General features: G+C 64.4%; 17 protein-coding genes and 2 tRNA genes. 5 read left to right on the top strand and 14 right to left on the bottom strand.

Features of this window, described 5'->3' with window-relative positions:
• Window position 1: 1 nt before the first annotated feature.
• Both QM588_RS00810 and pknB read left to right on the top strand, forming a co-directional pair.
• Window positions 2-1,384 (top strand): serine/threonine-protein kinase, encoded by a 1,383-nt coding sequence (locus QM588_RS00810; protein ID WP_283310909.1) that lies wholly within the window; start codon window positions 2-4, stop codon window positions 1,382-1,384.
• Window positions 1,381-3,315, top strand: coding sequence for a Stk1 family PASTA domain-containing Ser/Thr kinase (gene pknB / locus QM588_RS00815; protein ID WP_283310910.1), 1,935 nt, complete (start codon window positions 1,381-1,383; stop codon window positions 3,313-3,315). The genes QM588_RS00810 and pknB overlap by 4 nt, the downstream gene beginning before the upstream one ends.
• 10 nt (window positions 3,316-3,325) lie before the next feature.
• Here the strand turns inward: pknB and QM588_RS00820 are convergent, their stop codons facing one another.
• Together QM588_RS00820 and QM588_RS00825 are read right to left on the bottom strand one after the other, a co-directional pair.
• Window positions 3,326-3,967 carry an aminodeoxychorismate/anthranilate synthase component II gene (locus QM588_RS00820; RefSeq protein ID WP_027494983.1) on the bottom strand — a complete coding sequence of 214 codons (642 nt, stop codon included), beginning with the start codon at window positions 3,965-3,967 and terminating at the stop codon, window positions 3,326-3,328.
• A 13-nt stretch (window positions 3,968-3,980) separates the two neighbouring features.
• A complete protein-coding gene (locus QM588_RS00825; RefSeq protein WP_283310911.1) occupies window positions 3,981-4,727 on the bottom strand; it encodes a DUF881 domain-containing protein in 747 nt (248 codons plus the stop codon).
• A gap of 203 nt (window positions 4,728-4,930) precedes the next feature.
• Here QM588_RS00825 and crgA point away from each other — a divergent pair, with 203 nt between their 5' ends.
• Together crgA and QM588_RS00835 are read left to right on the top strand one after the other, a co-directional pair.
• Window positions 4,931-5,194, top strand: coding sequence for a cell division protein CrgA (crgA, locus tag QM588_RS00830; protein WP_048319273.1), 264 nt, complete (start codon window positions 4,931-4,933; stop codon window positions 5,192-5,194).
• Between the two features lie 36 nt (window positions 5,195-5,230).
• Window positions 5,231-5,716: a PH domain-containing protein gene (locus QM588_RS00835; protein ID WP_283310912.1), complete on the top strand. Its 486-nt coding sequence runs from the start codon at window positions 5,231-5,233 to the stop codon at window positions 5,714-5,716.
• A 237-nt stretch (window positions 5,717-5,953) separates the two neighbouring features.
• On the opposite strand, the gene QM588_RS00840 is transcribed toward QM588_RS00835, so the two are convergent.
• Both QM588_RS00840 and QM588_RS00845 read right to left on the bottom strand, forming a co-directional pair.
• The gene (locus QM588_RS00840) at window positions 5,954-6,871 is read right to left on the bottom strand and encodes a rhomboid family intramembrane serine protease (RefSeq protein WP_283310913.1); all 918 of its coding nucleotides are present in this window, start codon (window positions 6,869-6,871) and stop codon (window positions 5,954-5,956) included.
• 24 nt (window positions 6,872-6,895) lie between these two features.
• Entirely contained in the window at window positions 6,896-7,432 is a 537-nt protein-coding gene (locus QM588_RS00845) for a peptidylprolyl isomerase (RefSeq protein ID WP_283310914.1), read from the bottom strand.
• Window positions 7,433-7,514: 82 nt separating this feature from the next.
• Here QM588_RS00845 and QM588_RS00850 point away from each other — a divergent pair, with 82 nt between their 5' ends.
• Window positions 7,515-7,904, top strand: coding sequence for a hypothetical protein (locus QM588_RS00850; RefSeq protein WP_032371407.1), 390 nt, complete (start codon window positions 7,515-7,517; stop codon window positions 7,902-7,904).
• Here the strand turns inward: QM588_RS00850 and QM588_RS00855 are convergent.
• The 10 genes from QM588_RS00855 to QM588_RS00900 all read right to left on the bottom strand — a co-directional run bounded on the left by QM588_RS00855 (window position 7,893) and on the right by QM588_RS00900 (window position 20,971).
• Window positions 7,893-9,524 carry an alpha/beta hydrolase gene (locus QM588_RS00855; protein WP_283310915.1) on the bottom strand — a complete coding sequence of 544 codons (1,632 nt, stop codon included), beginning with the start codon at window positions 9,522-9,524 and terminating at the stop codon, window positions 7,893-7,895. The genes QM588_RS00850 and QM588_RS00855 overlap by 12 nt on opposite strands.
• A gap of 122 nt (window positions 9,525-9,646) precedes the next feature.
• On the bottom strand, window positions 9,647-10,642 hold the full coding sequence (locus QM588_RS00860) for a GGDEF domain-containing protein (RefSeq protein ID WP_283310916.1): 996 nt from the start codon (window positions 10,640-10,642) through the stop codon (window positions 9,647-9,649).
• A 205-nt stretch (window positions 10,643-10,847) separates the two neighbouring features.
• On the bottom strand, window positions 10,848-11,798 hold the full coding sequence (locus QM588_RS00865) for an acyl-ACP desaturase (RefSeq protein WP_283310917.1): 951 nt from the start codon (window positions 11,796-11,798) through the stop codon (window positions 10,848-10,850).
• Between the two features lie 391 nt (window positions 11,799-12,189).
• Window positions 12,190-12,262: transfer RNA gene (locus tag QM588_RS00870), tRNA-Ala, on the bottom strand.
• A 191-nt stretch (window positions 12,263-12,453) separates the two neighbouring features.
• A tRNA-Ile gene (locus tag QM588_RS00875) sits at window positions 12,454-12,527 on the bottom strand.
• A 109-nt stretch (window positions 12,528-12,636) separates the two neighbouring features.
• Window positions 12,637-14,016, bottom strand: coding sequence for a DUF3566 domain-containing protein (locus QM588_RS00880; RefSeq protein ID WP_283310918.1), 1,380 nt, complete (start codon window positions 14,014-14,016; stop codon window positions 12,637-12,639).
• A complete protein-coding gene (gene gyrA / locus QM588_RS00885; RefSeq protein WP_283310919.1) occupies window positions 14,017-16,560 on the bottom strand; it encodes a DNA gyrase subunit A in 2,544 nt (847 codons plus the stop codon).
• Window positions 16,561-16,625: 65 nt separating this feature from the next.
• Window positions 16,626-18,668, bottom strand: a complete 2,043-nt coding sequence (gene gyrB, locus QM588_RS00890; RefSeq protein ID WP_027494993.1) for a DNA topoisomerase (ATP-hydrolyzing) subunit B — start codon at window positions 18,666-18,668, stop codon at window positions 16,626-16,628.
• A 255-nt stretch (window positions 18,669-18,923) separates the two neighbouring features.
• Complete coding sequence (locus tag QM588_RS00895) at window positions 18,924-20,057, bottom strand: PDR/VanB family oxidoreductase (protein ID WP_283310920.1); 1,134 nt, start codon at window positions 20,055-20,057, stop codon at window positions 18,924-18,926.
• Window positions 20,054-20,971 carry a metal-dependent hydrolase gene (locus tag QM588_RS00900; RefSeq protein ID WP_283310921.1) on the bottom strand — a complete coding sequence of 306 codons (918 nt, stop codon included), beginning with the start codon at window positions 20,969-20,971 and terminating at the stop codon, window positions 20,054-20,056. The genes QM588_RS00895 and QM588_RS00900 overlap by 4 nt, the downstream gene beginning before the upstream one ends.
• Between the last annotated feature and the right edge of the window lie 147 nt (window positions 20,972-21,118).

Below are 21,118 nucleotides of genomic sequence, written 5' to 3' on the forward strand. Positions count from 1 at the left end.
GGTGCCACTGAGTAACGGAGCCGTCATCGCGCAGCGCTACAGACTGCTGCGCCTCATCGCCACCGGCGGCATGGGACAGGTCTGGGAGGCGATGGACAATCGCCTCGACCGCCGTGTCGCCGTGAAGGTACTCAAAGCCGAGTTCTCCGAGGACCCGGAGTTCTTGCAGCGCTTCAGGTTCGAGGCCCGTACCACCGCTCAGCTGAACTACCCCGGAATCGCCGGGGTGTACGACTACGGCGAGACCCGCGACGGTGCAGGCGAATCGCTCGCCTACCTGGTGATGGAACTGGTCAACGGTGAGCCACTCAACGCCGTGCTGGGCCGCATGACCCGGCTGCCGCTCGGCCACGCCCTGGACATGCTCGAACAAACCGGGCGCTCACTGCAGATCGCGCACACCGCAGGGGTCGTGCACCGCGACGTCAAGCCCGGCAATATCCTGATCACCCCCACCGGGCAGGTCAAGATCACCGACTTCGGCATCGCCAAGGCCGTCGACGCCTCCCCGGTCACCAAGACCGGAATGGTCATGGGCACCGCGCAGTACATCGCGCCCGAACAAGCCCTCGGCGAAGAGGCGACCTCGGCATCCGACGTCTACTCGCTCGGTGTCGTCGGATACGAAGTACTCGCGGGCACACGGCCTTTCGTGGGCGACGGCGCCCTGACCGTCGCCATGAAGCACGTGCGCGAAGCACCGGCACCCATGCCGGTCGACCTACCACCTGCCGTCCGTGAACTCATCGAGATCACGATGGTCAAGGATCCGGCCGCCCGTTACGCCAACGGCGGCGAATTCGCCGACGCCGTCGCCGCAGTTCGGGCCGGCCGCCGGCCACCGGCACCCGGCAACTCGCGCGGTACCGGAACCGGGAGAGTCATGATGCCCGGCGTCGTGCCCAGCCCGCAGCCGCCTCCGCCGTCGAGCACCCAGATGATGCCGACCTCGCAACGCGATTACCGGGGCCCGGCTACCGGCACGGCAGCTGCGGCGGTTCCCGAGCAGACCGGCATGTCGTCGGCACAGAAGGCGCTGGCCTGGGGCGGCGGCGCGCTCCTGCTGTTGGCCATCCTGATCGGCGGTTACGTACTGCTGACCGGTGGCAGGGACGACTCGCCGACGCCGTTCGTGCAGCCCACGACCACCACTCAGCCGACGACCACGACCACAACGACCACCGAGCCGACAACCACCACCGAAGAAACCACGACCACCGAAGAAACGACCACCACCACCACCACCACGACGACCACCGCCACCTCGGAGGAGCCGACGACCACCGAAGAGAGCACGACGACCTCGGCGCAGCCCACCCAGACGACGACTCGCAGGCCGCTGATCGAGATTCCGTTCCCGCAAGCACCACAAGGACAACGATGACGACTCCCCGTACGCTCTCCTCTCGCTACGAGCTGGGCGAGATACTCGGTTTCGGCGGTATGTCCGAGGTTCACCTCGCTCGGGACACACGACTCGATCGTGACGTCGCCATCAAGGTTCTGCGCGCCGACCTCGCTCGCGACCCCACGTTCTACCTCAGGTTCCGACGTGAGGCACAGAACGCTGCTGCGCTCAATCACCCCGCCATCGTCGCCGTCTACGACACCGGTGAAGCGGAGACCGAAGCCGGTCCGCTCCCGTTCATCGTCATGGAATACGTCGACGGCGACACCCTGCGCGACATCGTGCGCGCCGAAGGACCCATGGAGCCGCGTCGGGCCATGGAGGTCATCGCCGACGTCTGTGCTGCGCTCGATTTCAGCCACCGCAACGGCATCGTGCACCGCGACGTCAAACCCGCCAACATCATGATCAACAACGCCGGCGCCGTGAAGGTGATGGACTTCGGCATCGCCCGTGCCATCGCCGACTCGTCCTCGCCGATGACTCAGACCGCCGCCGTGATCGGAACCGCGCAATACCTCTCGCCCGAGCAGGCCCGCGGGGAACAGGTCGATGCGCGTTCGGACGTCTACTCGCTCGGGTGCGTGCTCTTCGAGATCCTGACCGGCGAGCCGCCGTTCAAGGGTGATTCGCCGGTCGCCGTCGCCTACCAGCACGTCCGAGAAGACCCCCAGCTGCCGTCGCTGGTCAACGACACCGTCCCGCGCGAACTCGACTCGATCATCCTCAAGGCAATGGCCAAGAACCCGGCCAATCGCTACCAGAGCGCCGCCGAGATGCGCACCGACCTGGTCCGCGTTCTGGGTGGACAGCGGCCGAGTGCGCCCATGGTGATGAACGACGAGGATCGAACCACCATTCTCGGTTCGGTCGATTCCCGTCAGGCCGATTTCTCCGGCAAGGACAAGCCGGCCGCTGCCGCGGCCTCTCGGTCGTCGCGCCACACGGAGGACTACGACGAGCCGAAGAACCGCCGCGGCCTCAAGATCGCGTTGATCTCGGCCGCCGCGATCATCGTCGTCGCTATCGTCGGGGCCTTCCTGTGGTCGCTCGGTCCCGGTGCCGACCCCAAGACCGTCGCCGTCCCCACCGTCGTCGGACTGTCCGCAGACGAGGCGCAGCGGCAACTCGAAGAAGCCGGCCTGCGAGTGAGCATCCAGGAGAAGCCCGACGCGGCGATTCCGGAAGGATCGGCCATCGGCACCAATCCGGCGGCCGGATCACAGACCGAATCGCCGGGAAACATCCAGCTCGACGTGTCCTCGGGACCACAGCAGGTACAGGTTCCGCGACTGACCGGACTCACGCAGCAACAAGCGTCCGATGCACTCAACGAGGTGGGCCTCCAGCTCGATGCCACCATCGCCCGTGCTCCGTCGACACCCGAGAACCTCGACAAGGTCGTCGAGCAGAATCCGTCCTCGGGCGTGAGCATGAACGCGAACTCGCAGGTTCGCATCACCCTGGGCACCGGGCCCGCGCAGGTGCGGATGCCCGATGTGGTGGGGCAACTCGTGAACGTGGCGCAGCCGAACGTCGAGGGAGCCGGACTGCGCGTCCAGGTGCAGAACATCGACTCGGGACAGCCGACGGGGCAGGTTGTCTCCACAGACCCCGCGGGCGGCACCAATGTCACCGAGAACACCGTCGTCACGCTGCGCGTGTCGAACGGCGACAAGATCCCCATGCCCGACCTCGCCGGTCTGACCGAGGCGCAGGCGTTGGCCGCGCTGCAGTCGGCCGGCTGGACGGGAACGGCAGCGGAACTGACGGCGACGCGAGAAGCGACGTTGGATCCGTTGATGGTCGGGCGAGTGGTGAATCAGACGCAGCCGGCAGGGTCCGAGATCAGTAAGTCCGACACCGTCACGATCAGCATCGGAGCCCTGGGTATCCCCGGGCGTTAGTTGTCGACGATCAGGCGAAGGCCTCGGCGACCTGCGCCTCCAGGGTTCCCACCAGGACGGAATCGGTGGGCATACCGCACACCGCGAGCCAGTTGGCCAGCATCCGGTGCCCGCCCTCGGTGAGGATGGACTCCGGATGGAACTGCACGCCGTGAATGGGTAGCTCGGTGTGCCTCATGGCCATCACCAGACCTGATTCGGTACGGCCGATGATCTCGAGCTCCGCGGGGATGGTGTCCTCGCGGACGGTCAGCGAGTGATAGCGGGTGGCCGTGAACGGCTCGGCCATCCCTTCCAGGACGCCGACACCGGTGTGATGGACGAGGCTGGTCTTGCCGTGCAGCAATTCCGGAGCCTTCTCGACCGTGGCACCGAACGCGGCTCCGATGGCCTGATGGCCCAGACACACACCCAGCAGCGGGGTTCCGGCCCGCGCGCTCGCCGAAACCAGGTCCATCGTGGCCCCGGCGCGCTGCGGAGTTCCCGGGCCCGGGCTGAGCAGAATGCCGTCGAACTCCGCGGCAACAGCGTCGCGGTCGGCAAGTCGCTCGTCGTCGTTGCGCCACACCTCGACCTCGGCGTTCAACTGCCCCAGGTACTGGACGAGGTTGAAGACGAAGCTGTCGTAGTTGTCGACGACGAGAATGCGCATGTCGACAGCGTACTCAGCGCGGCTCCGCGAAACGCATGCGCACCGATTCGGTGTACGCCGGAACCGAGACGTTCTGATACGCCGCGACCTCGTAGCGCAGACCGTAACGCAGCGCATACTGCTCGTACAGCCGTACCCCGGGCTCGTTGTCCAGCGCCGCCCGCAATCGATCCGGGTCGCCGAGAGCCGTCATCACATACGGCGGACTGTACGTCCGGCCGCCCAGTAACAGCGTGTTCCCGATACACCGCGGTGCCGACGACGCCACCAGACGCTGATCCTGCATCGCCATCGCCGACGCGCCGCCGGCCCACAGCGCGTTGAGGACACTCTGCACGTCGACCTGATGAACCACCAGGTCGTCCGGGGACGCGTCGGACGCATACGACCCGTCGGGACCGCGCGGGGCGTCGGCCATCGTCACCGTCAACCCCGTGCCGGACGCCTCCTCCCGACCCGCCGCGTCCGAGAGTTCATCGACCCGAGCCAACGCGTCGGCCACCTCGGAGTCGCCCGCCGCTGTGCGTTGCTGCAGGAGGTCGACCTGCTGCTCCAACGCGTCTCTACTGCGCAACGCGTCGTCGCTGCTCCGCTGGGCCGAATCGACCAGATCGGCGAGCCGTGTCGTGTCACCGCCCCGCAACTCGTTGCCGTCCGAGGCATGCCTCGTGGTTCCGAGCAGCAGGCCGACCACAGCGCACACCGCCACAGCGAGCACCCACCATCGGGTCTCGGAGGAATCGGTCTGTCGTCGTCTCACAGAGTGCTCGCCACTGTTCGGTAGGTCGGTGCTGCGCTGATCTGAGTTAGCGTGTACTACAAACCGGGTGGATGACCGCCACGGCTCTCCGGGAGACAATAACCTGGGGAAGCACGCAACTCGATCGATCCACAGGTTGTCACCGTCAGTTGTCCACAGGTACGGCGCACGCCGATGACCGTCAAGAACACGAAGAGGACGCAATGCCGAAGTCGAAGGTACGGAAGAAGAACGACTACTCGATCAACCCGGCCAACCGCACGCCGGTGAAGGTCAACGCCGGACCGTCGCCGGTCTGGTACGTGGTCCTGATGCTCGGATTCATGCTGGTAGGGCTGCTGTGGCTGATCGTGTACTACCTGGCCCAGGAAGACATCTCGTTCATCGGCAACCTCGGTGCGTACAACTTCCTCATCGGGTTCGGATTCATGGTCGTCGGCCTCGTCATGACCATGCGATGGCGCTGAGAGCCGGCCGAGTTACACCCATGTCATTCATCCCCAATGTGGATAAACCCTGTGGATAACTTTCCCAACCATCCACAGGGTGTGTACGAGCACCGATGGGCGACGCCCGCCATAGCCGTCGGAGCGCTGGTGGCAGGCGGTATCGCACTCGCCATCGGTGCCGTCCTCGCCTCCTCGGACGCCGCCGGAACCTTCCTCGTCGGACTCGCCGCCGTCGGAACCTGGGTAATGGCAGCCCTCGCGGCCGCACAACGCCCCCGACTCGCCATCACACCCGACGGGTCACTGGTGATGAAACGACTCACCGGCACGCGCACGTACTCGCGCGCCGACATCGTCCAAATCAAAGTCGTGCGCTACCCCAGACTGGGACGACGAGTACCGATGCTCGAACTGGACGTCCGTGCACCCGACGAGGACGACGATCGACTCATCATCTTCGGTCGATGGGACCTGGGAACTGACCCACGCGACGTATTCGAAATACTCGACACCTACGGACTGGTGCCGCCGAACAACTGACCGCCCACCTTCCGGGGGTACTCAATGTGACGTTCAGTGGACTTTTCGGGGGTCAATGGCACATTCGGTGAACCGGTGAGTCGTCGCACAGCCATCGGGCACCAGCCGGCAGCCCGCGGGGATTCCTGGGCCATCGATTGGCATCGCCGGGAGTCAATGTGACGTGCAGTGGCCTTTTCGGGGTTCAATGTGACGTTCAGTGACCTTTTCGGGGGTCAATGGCACATCTAGTGGACTTCAGAGGCCCATCTGCGCGCGGAGGTCGAGGACTCGGACCGCGATGGTGCCCAGAGATATCAGGGCCACGGCTGCCACGGAGAGCCAGGCGAGGGATACGCCGGCACGAGGCTGCGCGTCGTTGCGGTTGGGTAGGAACACCAATCCGGCGGTGGCTGCCGCTCCGGCGACCAGTCCGCCCATGTGGCCCCACAGCGAGATGCTGGGGATCGAGATGCTGATGAAGATGTTCAGCGCGATCACGATCAGGACCGGGGTTGGGGAGCGCTTGAGTCGAAGCAGAATGACGGCCTGTGCGCCGAGCAATCCGAACACGGCACCCGACGCACCGGCGGTGGCGGCCAGGGGGTTCTCGAACAGCATGACCGATGCGCTGCCACCGAGCAGCGACAGGAAGTAGACGGCGAGATACCGGCTGCGGCCCAGCACCAATTCGACGTCTCGGCCGATGATGTACAGGGCGAACATGTTCACCAGCAGGTGAATGGGTCCTATGTGGATGAACCCGCTGCTGACGAGGCGCCACACATCGCCGTCCGCGACCAGCAGGCTGTTCAGTGCCCAGGCGTCGGCCAGCGACGATCCGCGAAAATTGCTCATGAAGTCGCCGGATTGAGCGGCGGTGATGCCGAATATCACGACGTTGATCGCGATCAGTGCGAAAGTCAGCGGGGTCTTGGCGGAACGTGTCATCGGCACGCCGGCGACCGTACGTGCGGTCCGGACGTTCTTGTTGCCTTCGCGAACACAGTCGACACAGTGTTGCCCGACGGCCGCGGGTTGCAGGCACTGTGGGCACGCGGGCCGGCCGCATCGAGAGCAGGCCAGACCCGTCGGGCGATCGGGATGTCTGACGCACACCGACTGGGGTGGGTTGGGCTGGTCGCCGTACGCGCCACCCCAGCCGGGGTTCGTCATCGTGTAATTCCTTCTACAACCGAATCAGGCGATGGTGATGCTGTTGATGACGACCTCGTCCACCGGGCGGTCGCCGCGGCCGACCTGCGTGCTCGAGATGGCGTCGACGACCTTCTTGGACGCCTCGTCCGTGACCTCACCGAAGATGCTGTGCTTGCGGTTGAGGTGCGGGGTCTTGCCGGTGGTGATGAAGAACTGCGATCCGTTGGTGCCGGGGCCTGCGTTGGCCATGGCCAGCAGGTACGGGCGGTCGAAGGAGAGCTCCGGGTGGAACTCGTCCTCGAACTTGTAGCCCGGTCCGCCGGTGCCGGTTCCGGTCGGGTCGCCGCCCTGGATCATGAAACCGTCGATGACGCGGTGGAAGACTGCGCCGTCGTAGAACGGTCCGGTCTTGGCACCCGACGCGTTCTGCGTCGTGTATTCCTTCGACCCGTCCGCAAGGCCGACGAAGTTCGCGACGGTCTTGGGGGCGTGATTGCCGAACAGTTCGATGACGATGTCGCCGCGGTTGGTGTGCAGCGTTGCCGTTTGGGTCTTGTTTGGTGAAGTCACGCTCACCATCGTGCCATCTCGAGCGACCGGGTAGTTCACAGGTGGTGTATCGGGAGGGTCGATCGAGGCGCTGTTGTGGAACAGTGAGGGCATGACGAGCACAACGAAAACCGAGCGGGTTCACTCCTCCACCGGCACGGCGGCTTCGACGCTGCTCGGTGCCGCTTCTGTCGTGAGCAAGGGCCCTGCCGGAGTGGGCCTGCTGCTCGCCAAGCGCGGTTACGGCCTGGCGCGTAAGCAGGCTGCTCAGCGTCGTGCGGCTACTGCCGAGCGGATTGCCCGGGCCGATCTGACCAAGGCAGCTCTGACGGCTGATCGGACTCCGGGAAACAAGCGCCGTGTCCTGGCGCTCGGAGCTGCCGCTGTCGTCGTCGGGGGTGTCGTGTTCTACCTCAGCCGGCGCCGCCACGAGGTGCCGCCGCCCGCGGACGCGCCGCCCAGCCTGGTCGATTACGAAGACGAGTCGACGTCACAGGTATAGAAGCTTCTGTAGTAGATCGAACAGACCCGGCCGGGGCCTGGTTTCTGCGTCCTCGCCCCGACCGGCGACGACCAGCGCGACGTTGTGTTCGGTGCTCGAACCTTCGGTGAGGTAGTCGCTGTGACCCGTCGCCCCCGGACGGCCGTCGGCCTCGTCGGTGGCCAGTTGGGTCACCCCATCGAGCGTGCCGGGATCTCGACCGAAGGCACCGATATCGGCAACGATGTCCCCGCGCGCCTCCGCCGCGAAAACGTGACCGTCGGGAACCTGTAGGTCGGTCACACTGTCGGTGCCGAGGCCAGGTGATCCGAGGGACACGAACTCGTCGACGCCGGTGCTTTGGTGCAGAGCGGCGGCTGCGGTCAGTGATCCGTAGGAATGTGCGAGCACCGACAGATGTGGATCGTTCGACCGGGCCACATCGAGGCCTTCGAGAAAGGGCACCAATCGCGTCGCCCCTGCGTGCGCTGCTGCATCGGATCCGACGGTCCGATCGGGATCGAGCAGACCCCATCCCAGCTGTGGAGCCTGGTAGTTCATCCACGTCACCGCTGCGACGGTGGGCGGCGGATCCTCCGAAAGTATCTGTTCCACAGTAGTTTTGAGATTTTCAAGGTCGCCGTCGTACCGTACCGCGTCTCCGTGGACGGTCGAGCCGAGGCCGGGTACGAACACCGCCACGTGTGTTGCCGTGTCCACGTCACCCACCGCGATCGCGGCAGTGGTCTCCGTATACGTCGAATTGTCCAGCGCCAACAGTTGCCTGTCACCCTGTGCCAGAGTCGCTTCGATCGCGTCGAGCGAGCTCAGGCGTGTTCGCGTCTGTTCCAAGCCGGCGTCCGCATCACTGAATAGGCCTCCGAAGGTGTGGTCCTGCAACTGCTTTCCGAGTTCCTCCGCCACAGCCTGCAGTCGGAGGCGCTCACTGGCCAGTACCCGACGGTTCGCGGAATCCCGAACTCGACCCGGCAATCCGTCGAGATTGCCGATGAGAGCCGGGTGCTCGACGAGCAGTCGAGTGCGCTCGGCGGGCGAGAGTGCGCTCCAGAACGCCGCATTCGTGGCCGGGCTCCCATCGACCGGCACATCCGATATCCCTGCCGTGGCCACCTTTACCGGTGAGATGTCGCCGGCGAGGCGTCGAGCGAGATCGTCGTCGAACTCGGTGGCGGCCCGCATCAGTTGGGCGATGCGTTCGGCCAACTCGGTGCAATGACGACGTCGGTCGCGAATGGTCGACGACAGGTCCTGTTGCGCAACCGAATACGACGTCAGCACGTCGGTCACCGAACCGTCGCGTCGGATATCGAAGTGCTCGCGCGCGGCGTCCGATTCCACAGCGGTCAGCGCCGAGACGAGTCCGGCCATGTCGATGGCCGCCGGAGCGGTGCACAGCGCTACCCGCAGTAGCTCCGTCGCACAGTCCCCCACCTGCGCACGGACAGCTCCGATGGCATCTCGGTATGCCGTTGCCGCGGGGCCTTGCCATCCGTCGTCGACGACGGTCTCCAGCAGTGAGCTGTGCACGGCGGTCAAGTCGCGCCAACTATGCATGAACTGATTCGAGACGGCCGTCAGCTCCTGACTCTCCCACGATCTGACGTCATCGAGCGTGACCATCGCAATCCCCCCGCAGAGTTGTCGTCGTACTCGACGAGTCAACGTCAGCGACACGGTGCAGCGAGAAATCTATCCCCAGCCTGTGGATGAAATCTGGGGATGACGGGAATGTCGGTGTATTGCTACACGATTCTGCGTACCGGACCGCGATGCCGGTCGCCGGACTCGGCGTTACGAGTCACCTTCGGGGGACGACTCCGCTTGGCGCGGTACAGGTCTGCGTCCGCCGCGCGATAGATTTCACCCCATCGGCGGCCGGCAGGCATACACGCCAGACCGACGCTCCACTCGGCGCGGTGGGATCGGCGCAAGCCGTCGATGACCTGCCAGGCTTCGGCCTCGAGAACCCCCGGCATGAACAGGACGAATTCGTCTCCGCCGAGCCGGCCCAGAACATCCCGTTTCGTCAGTTGTCCCTTCCACGCCTTCGAAACGCGAGTGAGCAACACGTCACCGGCAATGTGGCCGTACTCGTCGTTGATCTCCTTGAAGTTGTCGAGATCGAGCACCGCCAGGCTGACGGTCAAACCACGAGCGGCGCACGCGGGCAACATCTTCTCGATTTTCGACTCGAAACCGAATCGATTGAGGAGGCCCGTCAACGCGTCATGAGTGGCGGAATACCGCATTCGACGCGCGAACACCCCGAACACTTCCGTTGCGCCGACGATGCCGAGGGCGACCAGAATGTAGCTGATGAAGGGCGTGCCGTAGGGGGCCACAGCGGCGCCCACGACCGCTGACATGGCCAGTACCGCAACCCATATTCCAGCGTCGCGCTCGGACCAGAAGGCACCGATATGCATGCCGAGGAACATCGCGGCTTGCACACAGATCAGGAACGCAGGCATCGTGTTGCTGCTACCCAATGCGCATGCAAGCGCGGCCACCGACAGCGCGGTGGCGGTGCCCACCGCATGCTTGGGACTGGGCGCTCCTGCTCGTGCGAGAACGGCGATCGCCGCCGGCCCCAGAACCACTGCGAGCGCGGCGAAGAGTTGTTGTGGACCGGACAGGTCCGACCACGATGCGATGCCATTTGCGATGTAGAGAACCGTGGTCACCGCGGCGAATACCGCCAGCATCCGACCGGACTCGTCGAACCTGAATCTGCTCACCAGCAGACACCGTCCATACCGACTGCTACGTGTGACGCCTCACCGAGGCACGCAACGAACCGGACACCACCGCTCTCGCGATTCCCCCCAGGCACCATCGGCCCTCCCCACGCACTACGCCCATCGCCTCATCGGGCCCACCCGTGACCGGACTCTAACACCTCCGAGCGTCGATCACGACCCGCAGCAGCGATTCCGTAGCAGGTCAGGACGCTTTCTCGGCCCGCGCTGCCTCCCGCGCCAACAGGCGATCGCGTGATTCCTCGAACTTCGTCGCTTTCGCCTCGAGGTCCTGGACGAACGCGGCCAGACGATCGCGGTCCCGTTCGCCCTCAGCACTGAAGTCGTTGCGCTCGAATATCTTCCATTTGCGCAACACCGGCATCAACACCTCGTCCAGATGCTGGCGAAGATCGTAGATCCCGTGCTTCGCCAGAATCATGGCGTTCTTGCGAAAATTCGGCATGTTCAGTCCCGGCATCTGAAAATCCGTCGCGACATCGGTGATGGCACGCACCATCTGGTCCGGGACCAGGTCCAGCGACGCCTCGCCGAGGTTCCGGTAGAAGATCATGTGCAGATTCTCGTCCGCGGCCACCCGGGCCAGCATTCGATCGGCAATCGGGTCACCACAGGCCAGGCCCGTGTTGCGGTGCGACACGCGCGTCGCGAGCTCCTGGAACGTCACGTACGCCACAGAATGCAAGAAGTTGGAACCGTCCATCGGGGCATCGACACCGACCGTCATGTGGTGCATCCGAGCCCGCTCCAGCTCGACCGGGTCGACGGCCCGGGTCACCACCAGATAGTCGCGCATCACGATCCCGTGCCGGTTCTCCTCCGCGGTCCAGCGGCCTACCCAGGTGCCCCATGCCCCGTCCAACGAGAAGTTGTCGGCCAGACCGCGGTGATACGACGGCAAATTGTCTTCGGTCAACAGATTGGTGATCATCGCTGTGCGAGCCAACTCCGACAACGACGACTGCTCCAGCGACCAGTCCTCTCCGCCCATCGCTGCAAAATTGCGACCCAGATCCCACGGCACGTAATCATGCGGATGCCACTCCTTCGCCATCGACAGATGGCGATTCAGGTTGGCTTCCAACGTGCCGTCGAGTTCGGTCAACAGCTCTTCATGATCGAGAACACGCGTCATCTGTGGGGCTCCTCCGAGAAATATGAGACGCCCGAACCGAAGACCGATCTCAGGCGTCGAGATCGAACGACGGCACACCCCCCTGCGGTGCGCCGTCGCGACCTGTCCCGTCGATCCGAGAACCGACGCTGCTGTACCCGAAGAACGCTAGGGACCGAGGACGTGATGCGAAACGAATCGAACAATGATCTGGATATCTGGGCACCGATCTCGACTGCGATTGGTCCGAGTCACAACAGAAGTCGATGCATCCCCGCCACCCGTCCGGGACTCCATGTCACGTTCGGTGGACTTTTCGGGGGTCAATGTCACATCTAGTGGACTGGGGCGAGCGGCAGTCGGGTGCAGACACGAAAAAGGACGCCCATCGAGATGGACGTCCTTTTGATTGTGGAGCCTAGGAGATTCGAACTCCTGACATCTGCCTTGCAAAGGCAGCGCTCTACCAACTGAGCTAAGGCCCCGGGTGTTGCTGTCGAACGCAAACGAACTTTACACGTTCTACTCCGAGCGATTGTCACCCGGTGGAGATGCTGTGCCAGACGCCTTCCGAGCTGCGCGTGGAGCGCACCTTCGATACTGTCAGCACTGCGATCGCCACCGATGCAACAAGAAGAAGGATTTTCACGTCCCGCCTCTTTTCGTTCGTTCGGTGTGGGCCTAGGAGGACTTGAACCTCCGACCTCTTCCTTATCAGGGAAGCGCTCTAACCGCCTGAGCTATAGGCCCTCGATACTGCTTCGGGCCGAAGAATTGCTCTCCTCGAACCGAGGGATGAGATTACCGTATCGGGCCGCTGTCTTCCAAAACGGCCCGATACGGCAGTCGTTCGTGCTGGTCAGTCGCGATCTGCCAGCGTCACTTCGACGCCGCCGACCAGGTCCGACGACAGGTTGTAGATGAAGGCCCCGATCGTGGTGAGTGCCGTGAACAGTACGACATTGATCACACCGATCACTGCTGCGTAGCCGAACACCTGACCGGCGCTGACGAGTCCACCGTCACCGGATTCGTTGACGATCTCGGTGAAGGCACTGTTGAGTCGGTCCCACACACCCATGCCGTCGAGTACGGCATACAGCAGGCCGACAGCCACCATCCACACGAAGAACAGCGACACGGCGATCACCAGAGCGATCTTCAGCGTCGACCAGGGATCGATCTTGCGAATCTGGATCGTGGCCCGCAGAGGATCGCCGTCCGCGCTGGGTCCCGCCGTGATGGCGGTCGGGGCTGCGCGATCGGCTGCCGTCGGCTCGGGATGCCGGGTGGCAGACAGATCCGGCATGTCCTTCGCCAGATCCTTGCGCTCGATGTGTCGAGTCGGCCCATCGATCACGGCCGCTTTCGACCGCGCTGCCTCGCGTCGTTCGGTCTTGTCCTCACCCGATTCACGCTCGCCCGATTCACGCTGGCCCGGCGCTGCCGAGGCGGCTGCAGCTGCCACCGTCGAACGATCGAACTCGCCTGTTGCCGGCAGGGCGGTACCGCCGCGCCCGGACAGGTTCGTCTGAGGTTGGTTCTGGGGCTGCTGACGGTCGTCTGGACTCTGCTGAGCAGGACGCTGGCCAGGGCCGCGCTGCCAGGGCGGAGTGCCGGAACCACCCTGCGGGCCGTCTCCGCGCTGAGTCGGTATCGCCTGGGTCGGTGCCGGAGCCTTCGACTCGGCCGACCCCTCGGCGGCCGGCGCAGCGTCGTTGGAGGGACGTGGCGGCGCGGGCCGAGATGCGGGACCGGACGGTGCCTGGCCCTGCGACGGCTGACCGTTGGCGGGGCGACCGCCGTCGGCATTCGCTGCACCTGGCTCGCCGCCGGGCCGACCGTTGGCAGCCTGAGGCGGGCGAGACTGGGCCGGTCCCTGCGGAGCAGGTCCCTGCTGCGGTGCTCGTGGCGGCGGGCCTTGAGGTGCCGGCTGACCCTGCGAACCCGGCTGACCCTGCTGCGGTGCCGGTGGGCGCTGCGGCGGAGGTCCCTGCGTCGGACGAGGCGGGCCGGCGGGACCCCCTTGTGTCGGGCGTGCCGGTGGCCGAGCACCCTGCTGCGGTGCCGGGCCTCGCCCGGCCGTGGGTGCCGGACGCGTCGCCGGCTGGGGGCGACTTCCCGGTCGGGCGCCGTCGGGAGGTGCCGGACGCGATGGCTGCTCGGTCTGCGCAGCGTCCCTACTGTCCGGTCCACCCGTGGGGCCGGGCCTGCTGCCAGGCCGGTTGGGAGTGCTCACTTACGACTCCTTCGGTGCATCGTCTTCGGGACCTGCTGCGTCCGGTTCGATCTCGTCGGCGTTGCGCGCTATCGCGAGCAGTGTGTCGCCTTCACCGAGATTCATCAACCGAACGCCCTTGGTCTGTCGGCCGGCTTTCCGGACCTGCTTGGCAGCGGTCCGGATGACGCCACCACTGGACGTGATGGCGTACAGCTCGTCCTCGTCGTCGACGATGAGAGCTCCCACCAGCGTGCCACGCTTGGGGTCGTACTGGATTGTCAGCACTCCCTTTCCGCCGCGGCCCTGCTGCGGGTAGTCCTCCATCGCAGTGCGCTTGGAATAGCCGCCCGACGTCGCCACCAGCAGGAACTTGTTCTCGCTGACCACGTTGAGCGAGAGCAGCTCGTCTTCGCCGTTGAAGCGCATGCCCTGCACACCGGAGGTGGCGCGGCCCATGGGTCGCAGGACCTCGTCGGTGGCAGAGAACCGGATCGATTGGCCCTGAGCCGAGACGAGCAGCAGGTCGTCGTCGGACGACGCCAGCACTGCCCCGACCAACTCGTCCTCACCGCGGAGGTTGACGGCCACGATGCCGCCGCTGCGGTTGGAGTCGAAGTCGGTCAGACGCGACTTCTTGACGAGACCGCCCTTGGTGGCGAGCACCAGGTACGGAGCGTCCTCGTAGGTCTTGATCTGAATGACCTGCGCGATGCGCTCGTCGGGCTGGAACGCGAGCAGGTTGGCGACGTGCTGTCCGCGCGCCGTGCGGTTCGCCTCGGGCAGTTCGTACGCCTTGGCCCGGTAGACGCGGCCCTTGGTGGTGAAGAACAGGATCCAGTCGTGCGTCGAGCAGACGAAGAACTTGCTGACGATGTCGTCCTGCTTGAGGCCCGCGCCCTGCACACCCTTGCCGCCGCGCTTTTGCGAGCGGTACAGATCGGTTCTGGTGCGCTTGGCGTATCCGGTCTCGGTGATCGTGACGACCACGTTCTCTCGGGCGATCAGATCTTCGTCGTTCACGTCGCCGTCGGCAGCGATGATGCGCGTACGGCGGTCGTCGCCGAACTTCTCGACGATCTCGGCGAGCTCGTCTCGCACGATCTGACGCTGACGCTCCGGCTTGGCCAGGATGTCCTGCAGGTCGGCGATGGTGCGTTCGAGTTCGGCCAACTCGTCGATGATCTTCTGGCGCTCGAGCGCTGCGAGGCGCCGCAGCTGCATGTCGAGGATCGCCTGCGCCTGGATCTCGTCGATGTCGAGCAGATCGATCAAGCCCTGCTTGGCGAGATCGACCGTCTGCGACGCACGGATGAGGGCGATGACCTCGTCCAACGCGTCGAGCGCCTTGACGAGACCACGCAGAATGTGGGCGCGCTCCTCGGCTCTGCGCAAGCGGTACCGAGTACGACGAACGATCACGTCGAGTTGGTGAGTGACGTAGTACCGGATCATCTGATCGAGTCGCAAAGTGCGCGGCACGCCGTCGACGATCGAGAGCATGTTGGCACCGAAGCTGGTCTGCAGCTGCGAGTGCTTGTAGAGGTTGTTCAGGACGACCTTGGCGACGGCGTCGCGCTTGATCGTCACGACGATGCGCATACCGACGCGGTCCGAGGACTCGTCGTCGATCTTCGAGATACCGGACATCTTGCCGTCGCGGACCTGCTCGGCAATCGAGGTGATGAGATTGTCGGGGTTGACCTGGAAGGGCAGTTCGGTGATGACGATCGTCGTGCGACCGTTGGAGTCTTCCTCGATCTCGACGACGCCGCGCATGCGGATCGAACCGCGGCCGGTCGAGTACGCATCCTGAATTCCCTGGCCGCCGACGATGAGTCCGTGGGTGGGGAAGTCCGGACCCTTGACGCGTTCCATGCAGGCCGCGAGAGTCGCTTCTTCGTCGGCCTCGAAGTTGTCGAGAGCCCAGAACACTGCGTCGCCGAGTTCGCGCAGGTTGTGCGGCGGAATGTTGGTGGCCATACCGACGGCGATACCGTTGGAGCCGTTCATCAACAGGTTCGGTACGCGCGACGGAAGTACCGTCGGCTCTTGGGTTTTGCCGTCGTAGTTGGGGATGAAGTCGACGGTTTCCTCGTCGATGTCGCGCAGCATCTCCATCGCGAGCGGGGTCAGGCGCGCTTCGGTGTATCGCATGGCGGCGGCACCGTCGTTGCCGCGGGAGCCGAAGTTGCCCTGGCCGTCGACCAGTGGGTACCGCATCGACCACGGCTGAGCCAGGCGCACGAGTGCGTCGTAGATCGAGGTGTCGCCGTGGGGATGGTAGTTACCCATCGTTTCGGCAACGGGCCGTGCGGATTTCACATAACTACGGTCGGGACGGAAGCCCGAGTCGTACATCGCGTACAGCACACGTCGGTGCACCGGCTTGAGACCGTCGCGGACCTCGGGAAGCGCGCGGCCCACGATAACGCTCATCGCGTAATCGATGTAGCTGCGCTGCATTTCCTGCTGGATGTCGACCGGATCGATCCGGTCGCCGCCCTCGGCGTTGGTGGTCGAGCCCGGCGGGGGCCCGACCGGCGGTTCGGTGATGTCAGACATAGAAGATCTCCTCGAAAACGGTCGTCGGACGCACCGACACTGAGTGTGGTGCGTCCGAGAAACGACTAAACGTCAAGAAAGCGAACATCTTTCGCGTTACGCGCGATGAAGCTTCGGCGGGCGGACACGTCTTCACCCATCAGGACGCTGAACAGTTCGTCCGCGGCCGCGGCATCGTCGAGAGTGACCAGACGAAGAACTCGCACTGCCGGGTCCATCGTGGTTTCCCACAGCTCCTTGGCGTTCATCTCGCCGAGGCCTTTGTAGCGCTGGACGCCGTCCTCGACGTTGATCTTGCGCTTGTTGGCGATACCGGCCTCGAGCAGACCGTCGCGCTCGCGGTCGGAGTACGCGAAATCCGGTTCGCCGCGGCTCCACTTGAGCTTGTACAGCGGCGGCATGGCCAGGTAGACGTGACCGTTCTCGATCAGCGGCCGCATGAACCGGAACAACAGGGTCATCAGCAGGGTGGAGATGTGCTGGCCGTCGACGTCGGCGTCGGCCATCAGCACGATCTTGTGATAGCGCAGTTTGGCGATGTCGAACTCGTCGTGAATACCGGTGCCGAACGCGGTGATGATCGACTGGACCTCGTTGTTCTTGAGGACGCGGTCGATGCGGGCCTTCTCGACGTTGATGATCTTTCCGCGCAGCGGCAGGATCGCCTGGAACATCGAGTCACGGCCGGATTTGGCCGAGCCGCCGGCGGAGTCGCCCTCCACGATGTAGATCTCGGACTTGCTCGGATCGTTCGAGCGGCAGTCGGCGAGCTTGCCGGGCAGGCCACCGATATCGGTTGCGCTCTTGCGCCGCACCAACTCTCGCGCCTTACGCGCGGCCATACGGGCCTGCGCGGACGAGACGGCCTTGTTGATGATGGTCTTGGCATCGGCCGGGTTCGACTCGAACCAGTGCGAGAGGTGCTCGTTGCACGCTTTCTGCACGAACGAGCGAATCTCGGTATTGCCGAGCTTGGTCTTGGTCTGTCCCTCGAACTGGGGCTCCCCGACTCGCACCGAGATGACGGCGGCGAGGCCTTCACGGATGTCGTCGCCGGTGAGTTTGACGTCCTTTTCCTTGACCAGCTTCTTCTCGATGGCGTACTTGTTCACCGTCGACGTCAGAGCAGTACGGAAACCCTCTTCGTGGGTACCGCCCTCGTGCGTGTTGATCGTGTTGGCGAAAGTGTGTACCGATTCGGAGTAACCGGCGTTCCACTGCATGGCGATCTCGACCTCGTGGCCTTCGCCCTTGCCGGTGAAGCCGACGACCGAGTTGTGAATCGCGGTCTTGGTGCGGTTGATGTGCTTGACGAAGTCGACCAGACCATCGGGGTAGTGGTACGTCCGCTTGCGCACCTTGGCCGGCTTCGCGTTGGCCGCGTCGGCCTGCTCTTCCTCGGCGGTCTTGGGTGCCTCGGCGGTCTCACCCAGTTCTTCCTCGGTCGCGTCGGTGGCCGCCACTCGCTCGTCGGTGAAGTTGATGGTCAGTCCCTTGTTCAGGAACGCCATCTCTTGCAGGCGACGGTGCACGGTCTCGAAGCTGTAATCGAGGGTCTCGAAGATCTTGCCATCGGCCCAGAACCGCACCGTGGTGCCGGTCTCCGTGGTGTCGCCGACGGTCTCGAGTGGGCCGGGCTTGGCGTAATCGTACGTCTGCTTGTAGCGGTGACCGTCACGCGCGATCTGCAGTTCGACCTTGGTCGACAGTGCGTTCACGACGGAGATACCGACGCCGTGCAGACCGCCGGAGACGGCGTAGGAGTCGGAGTCGAACTTGCCACCGGCGTGCAGCTGGGTCATGACGACCTCGACGGTGGGAACACCGGAGGAGTGCATGGCGACGGGGATACCGCGGCCGTCGTCCTTGACCTCGACGCTGCCGTCTTCGTGGATGGTGACGTCGACGGTGGAGGCGTAGCCGGCCATGGCCTCGTCGACGGAGTTGTCGACGACCTCCCAGATCAGGTGGTGCAGGCCTCGTTCACCGGTGGAACCGATGTACATACCGGGCCTCTTACGGACTGCTTCCAGGCCCTCGAGGACCGTGATGGACGAAGCGCCGTAATCCTTGCTGTTCTCACTGTTACCTGACTTCTGGGCAGCCACGGTTAGCTGGTTCTCCTTCTACGCGTCCACTACCCCGCTCACACCTGACGTAGGTGCTACCGCAGGGTCGGCACGGTCGTTTTCACCGCGCACGTTCCATGCGTTTGTTCCGGGCTTGATGTCGTACCCGTCCATAGTACTGGGTGGCTGCGACAGCATGGGCACGATGACACCCCTAAAAGGCCCCTGATTGCTTCACAGGCGCATTTTCTCGACATCGGACGACAAAGATGAAGGGTAAAACCGGCGATTCGGCTACAGATCGAGAACGATCCGTTCTCCGTCCGACCGCGAGACACAGATCAACATCTCGTGCCGCTGTTCCTCGGTCGTCAGCCGATTCTCTCGATGCTGCGGTGTTCCGCTGAGTACGCGCACCCGGCACGTGCCACAGAAACCCTGCTGGCACGAGTACGCGACATCCGGCCTGATACGTCGAATGGCTTGTAGCGCAGTCTCTTCCGCACCGACCGACAGAATCTTGCCCGAATCGACGAGCTGCACCTCGAATTCCGTCCCGTTCTTCACGGGCGGCGGCGAGAAGCGCTCGAAGTGCAGATGCGTTGCCGGGAGGGCATCGAACGAGGCGCGAACGAGGTCGATCATCGGCGGCGGACCACACACGTAGACCGAACCGCCGGGGACCGTCGAGCCCAACAGATCCATGCTCGACGGCATCCCCTCCACATCGTCGGTCCGGACGGTCACTCGAGCGGGATCCCAGCCCGCGATCTCGTCGAGAAACGGCATGGACTCACGCGAGCGGCCGCAGTAGACGAGGTGCCAGTCCATGCCGAGATCGCGGGCTCGCCGCACCATCGAGATGATCGCGGTGATACCGATTCCACCGGCCACGAATACCACGTGTTCGGACGGAACGAACGGAAACCCGTTGCGCGGGCCGCGAATCGACACCGCCGAACCCACCGGCAGAGCATGCATTTCTGGTGATCCACCGCCGCCGTCCGGCACGAGTCGTACTGCAATCGAGTACGTGTCGTCACTGGGCAATCCGCACAGGGAGTACTGCCGTCGCCGACCGGACGGGAGGTAGAAATCCAAGTGCATTCCCGGTGCCCACGCCGGCAGAGCCGACCCGTCGGCGGCGGCGAAGGTCAGCTGGACGACCTGTTCGTCGATGCACAGAACGTCATGGGAGACCAGTGTCAGTTCTCGGGTACGCGCGACGGGAGGCGCCGCGAACGATGCGTCGTACTCACCGTTGTCGAGGAGGGCGAACCACTTGTCCAGTGCATCGGTGACCAGGGACACCGTCTGATCCGGCTCGTCACGCCCGTACAGATTCTGTGGAATCGTGCGACCTACTCGGAACGAGTCGACCTTTCGAGCCATCGCGTCGAGCCTGCTCCGCAACGTGCGTTTGGTCATCGATCAGCGGACCGCGCCGCCGGCGAGGTGGCGAGATACTGCACGGCCTGGGCCGTCGAGCCTTCCTGAGACGGATGATACGTGCTCTTGAAGTACCGCAGGGACGCCTTGACCATGGACATCGGCGTCGGAAACAGCCCGGACTTCGCCACTCGTCGGAATTCACGGAACGACGGCGTGCGCTCCTTCGGTGACAGATGCGCCAACGTCGGATCCTGGCTCATGAGGTAGCGCACGCCGCGCGTCCAGAACCAGACGAGAGTGGGTGCAATGACCACGTAGGTACGGATACGCCGGGCCGGCCGCACATCGAAGTAGCGCATCACCTCGTATGCCACCGAACGATGCTCCACTTCTTCGGCGCCGTGCCACCGCAACAGATCCAGCATGACCGGATCGACGTCGGCTTCGTCCAGCTCGCGCGCGTTGAGAACCCAGTCGCCGAGGAACGCGGTCAGATGCTCGGCGGCTGCGATCAAGGCCAGCCGCTCCACCAAGCTGTTCTGACCGTGGCCCGAGCGATTGCCGAGTGCGCGACCGAACAGGAACTTCATCTGGTCGACGTACGGATCGACATCGATGCCGTGGGCCCGGAGCTGATCGTGGACCTCGGTATGGGCCTGCGCGTGCATGGCTTCCTGGCCGATGAACCCGATCACGTCGTCACGCAGCTGATCGTCGTGGATGAGCGGCAGCGCCTCTTTGAACGTGCGCACGAACCACTCCTCACCCTCGGGCAGAAGCAGGTGCATCACATTGATCAGGTGGGTGGCCAGGGGATTGCCGTCCATGTAGTGCAGTGGCAGCGTTCCCCAATCGAATTCGACGTTCCGAGCGTGCAGAACCACTCTGTCTTCGGGGGTCCCATCGACGTCGACCGCCGCTGTCGACGCCTTCTTCGTAGGTGCAGACACAACTTCTCCTCGTCCGATGGCCGCATGGAACAGTATTCGGTCCCCCGACCGTTGCGTGTCCCGAATCACGCTACGCATACCAACTGCCTCACAGCAACACCGCCCCCAACATCTGTTGAGGATCACGTCGACCAGCGATTACGCCGA

It is taken from the genome of Rhodococcus sp. IEGM 1354, from assembly GCF_030056855.1.
Taxonomy (GTDB): Bacteria; Actinomycetota; Actinomycetes; order Mycobacteriales; family Mycobacteriaceae; genus Rhodococcoides.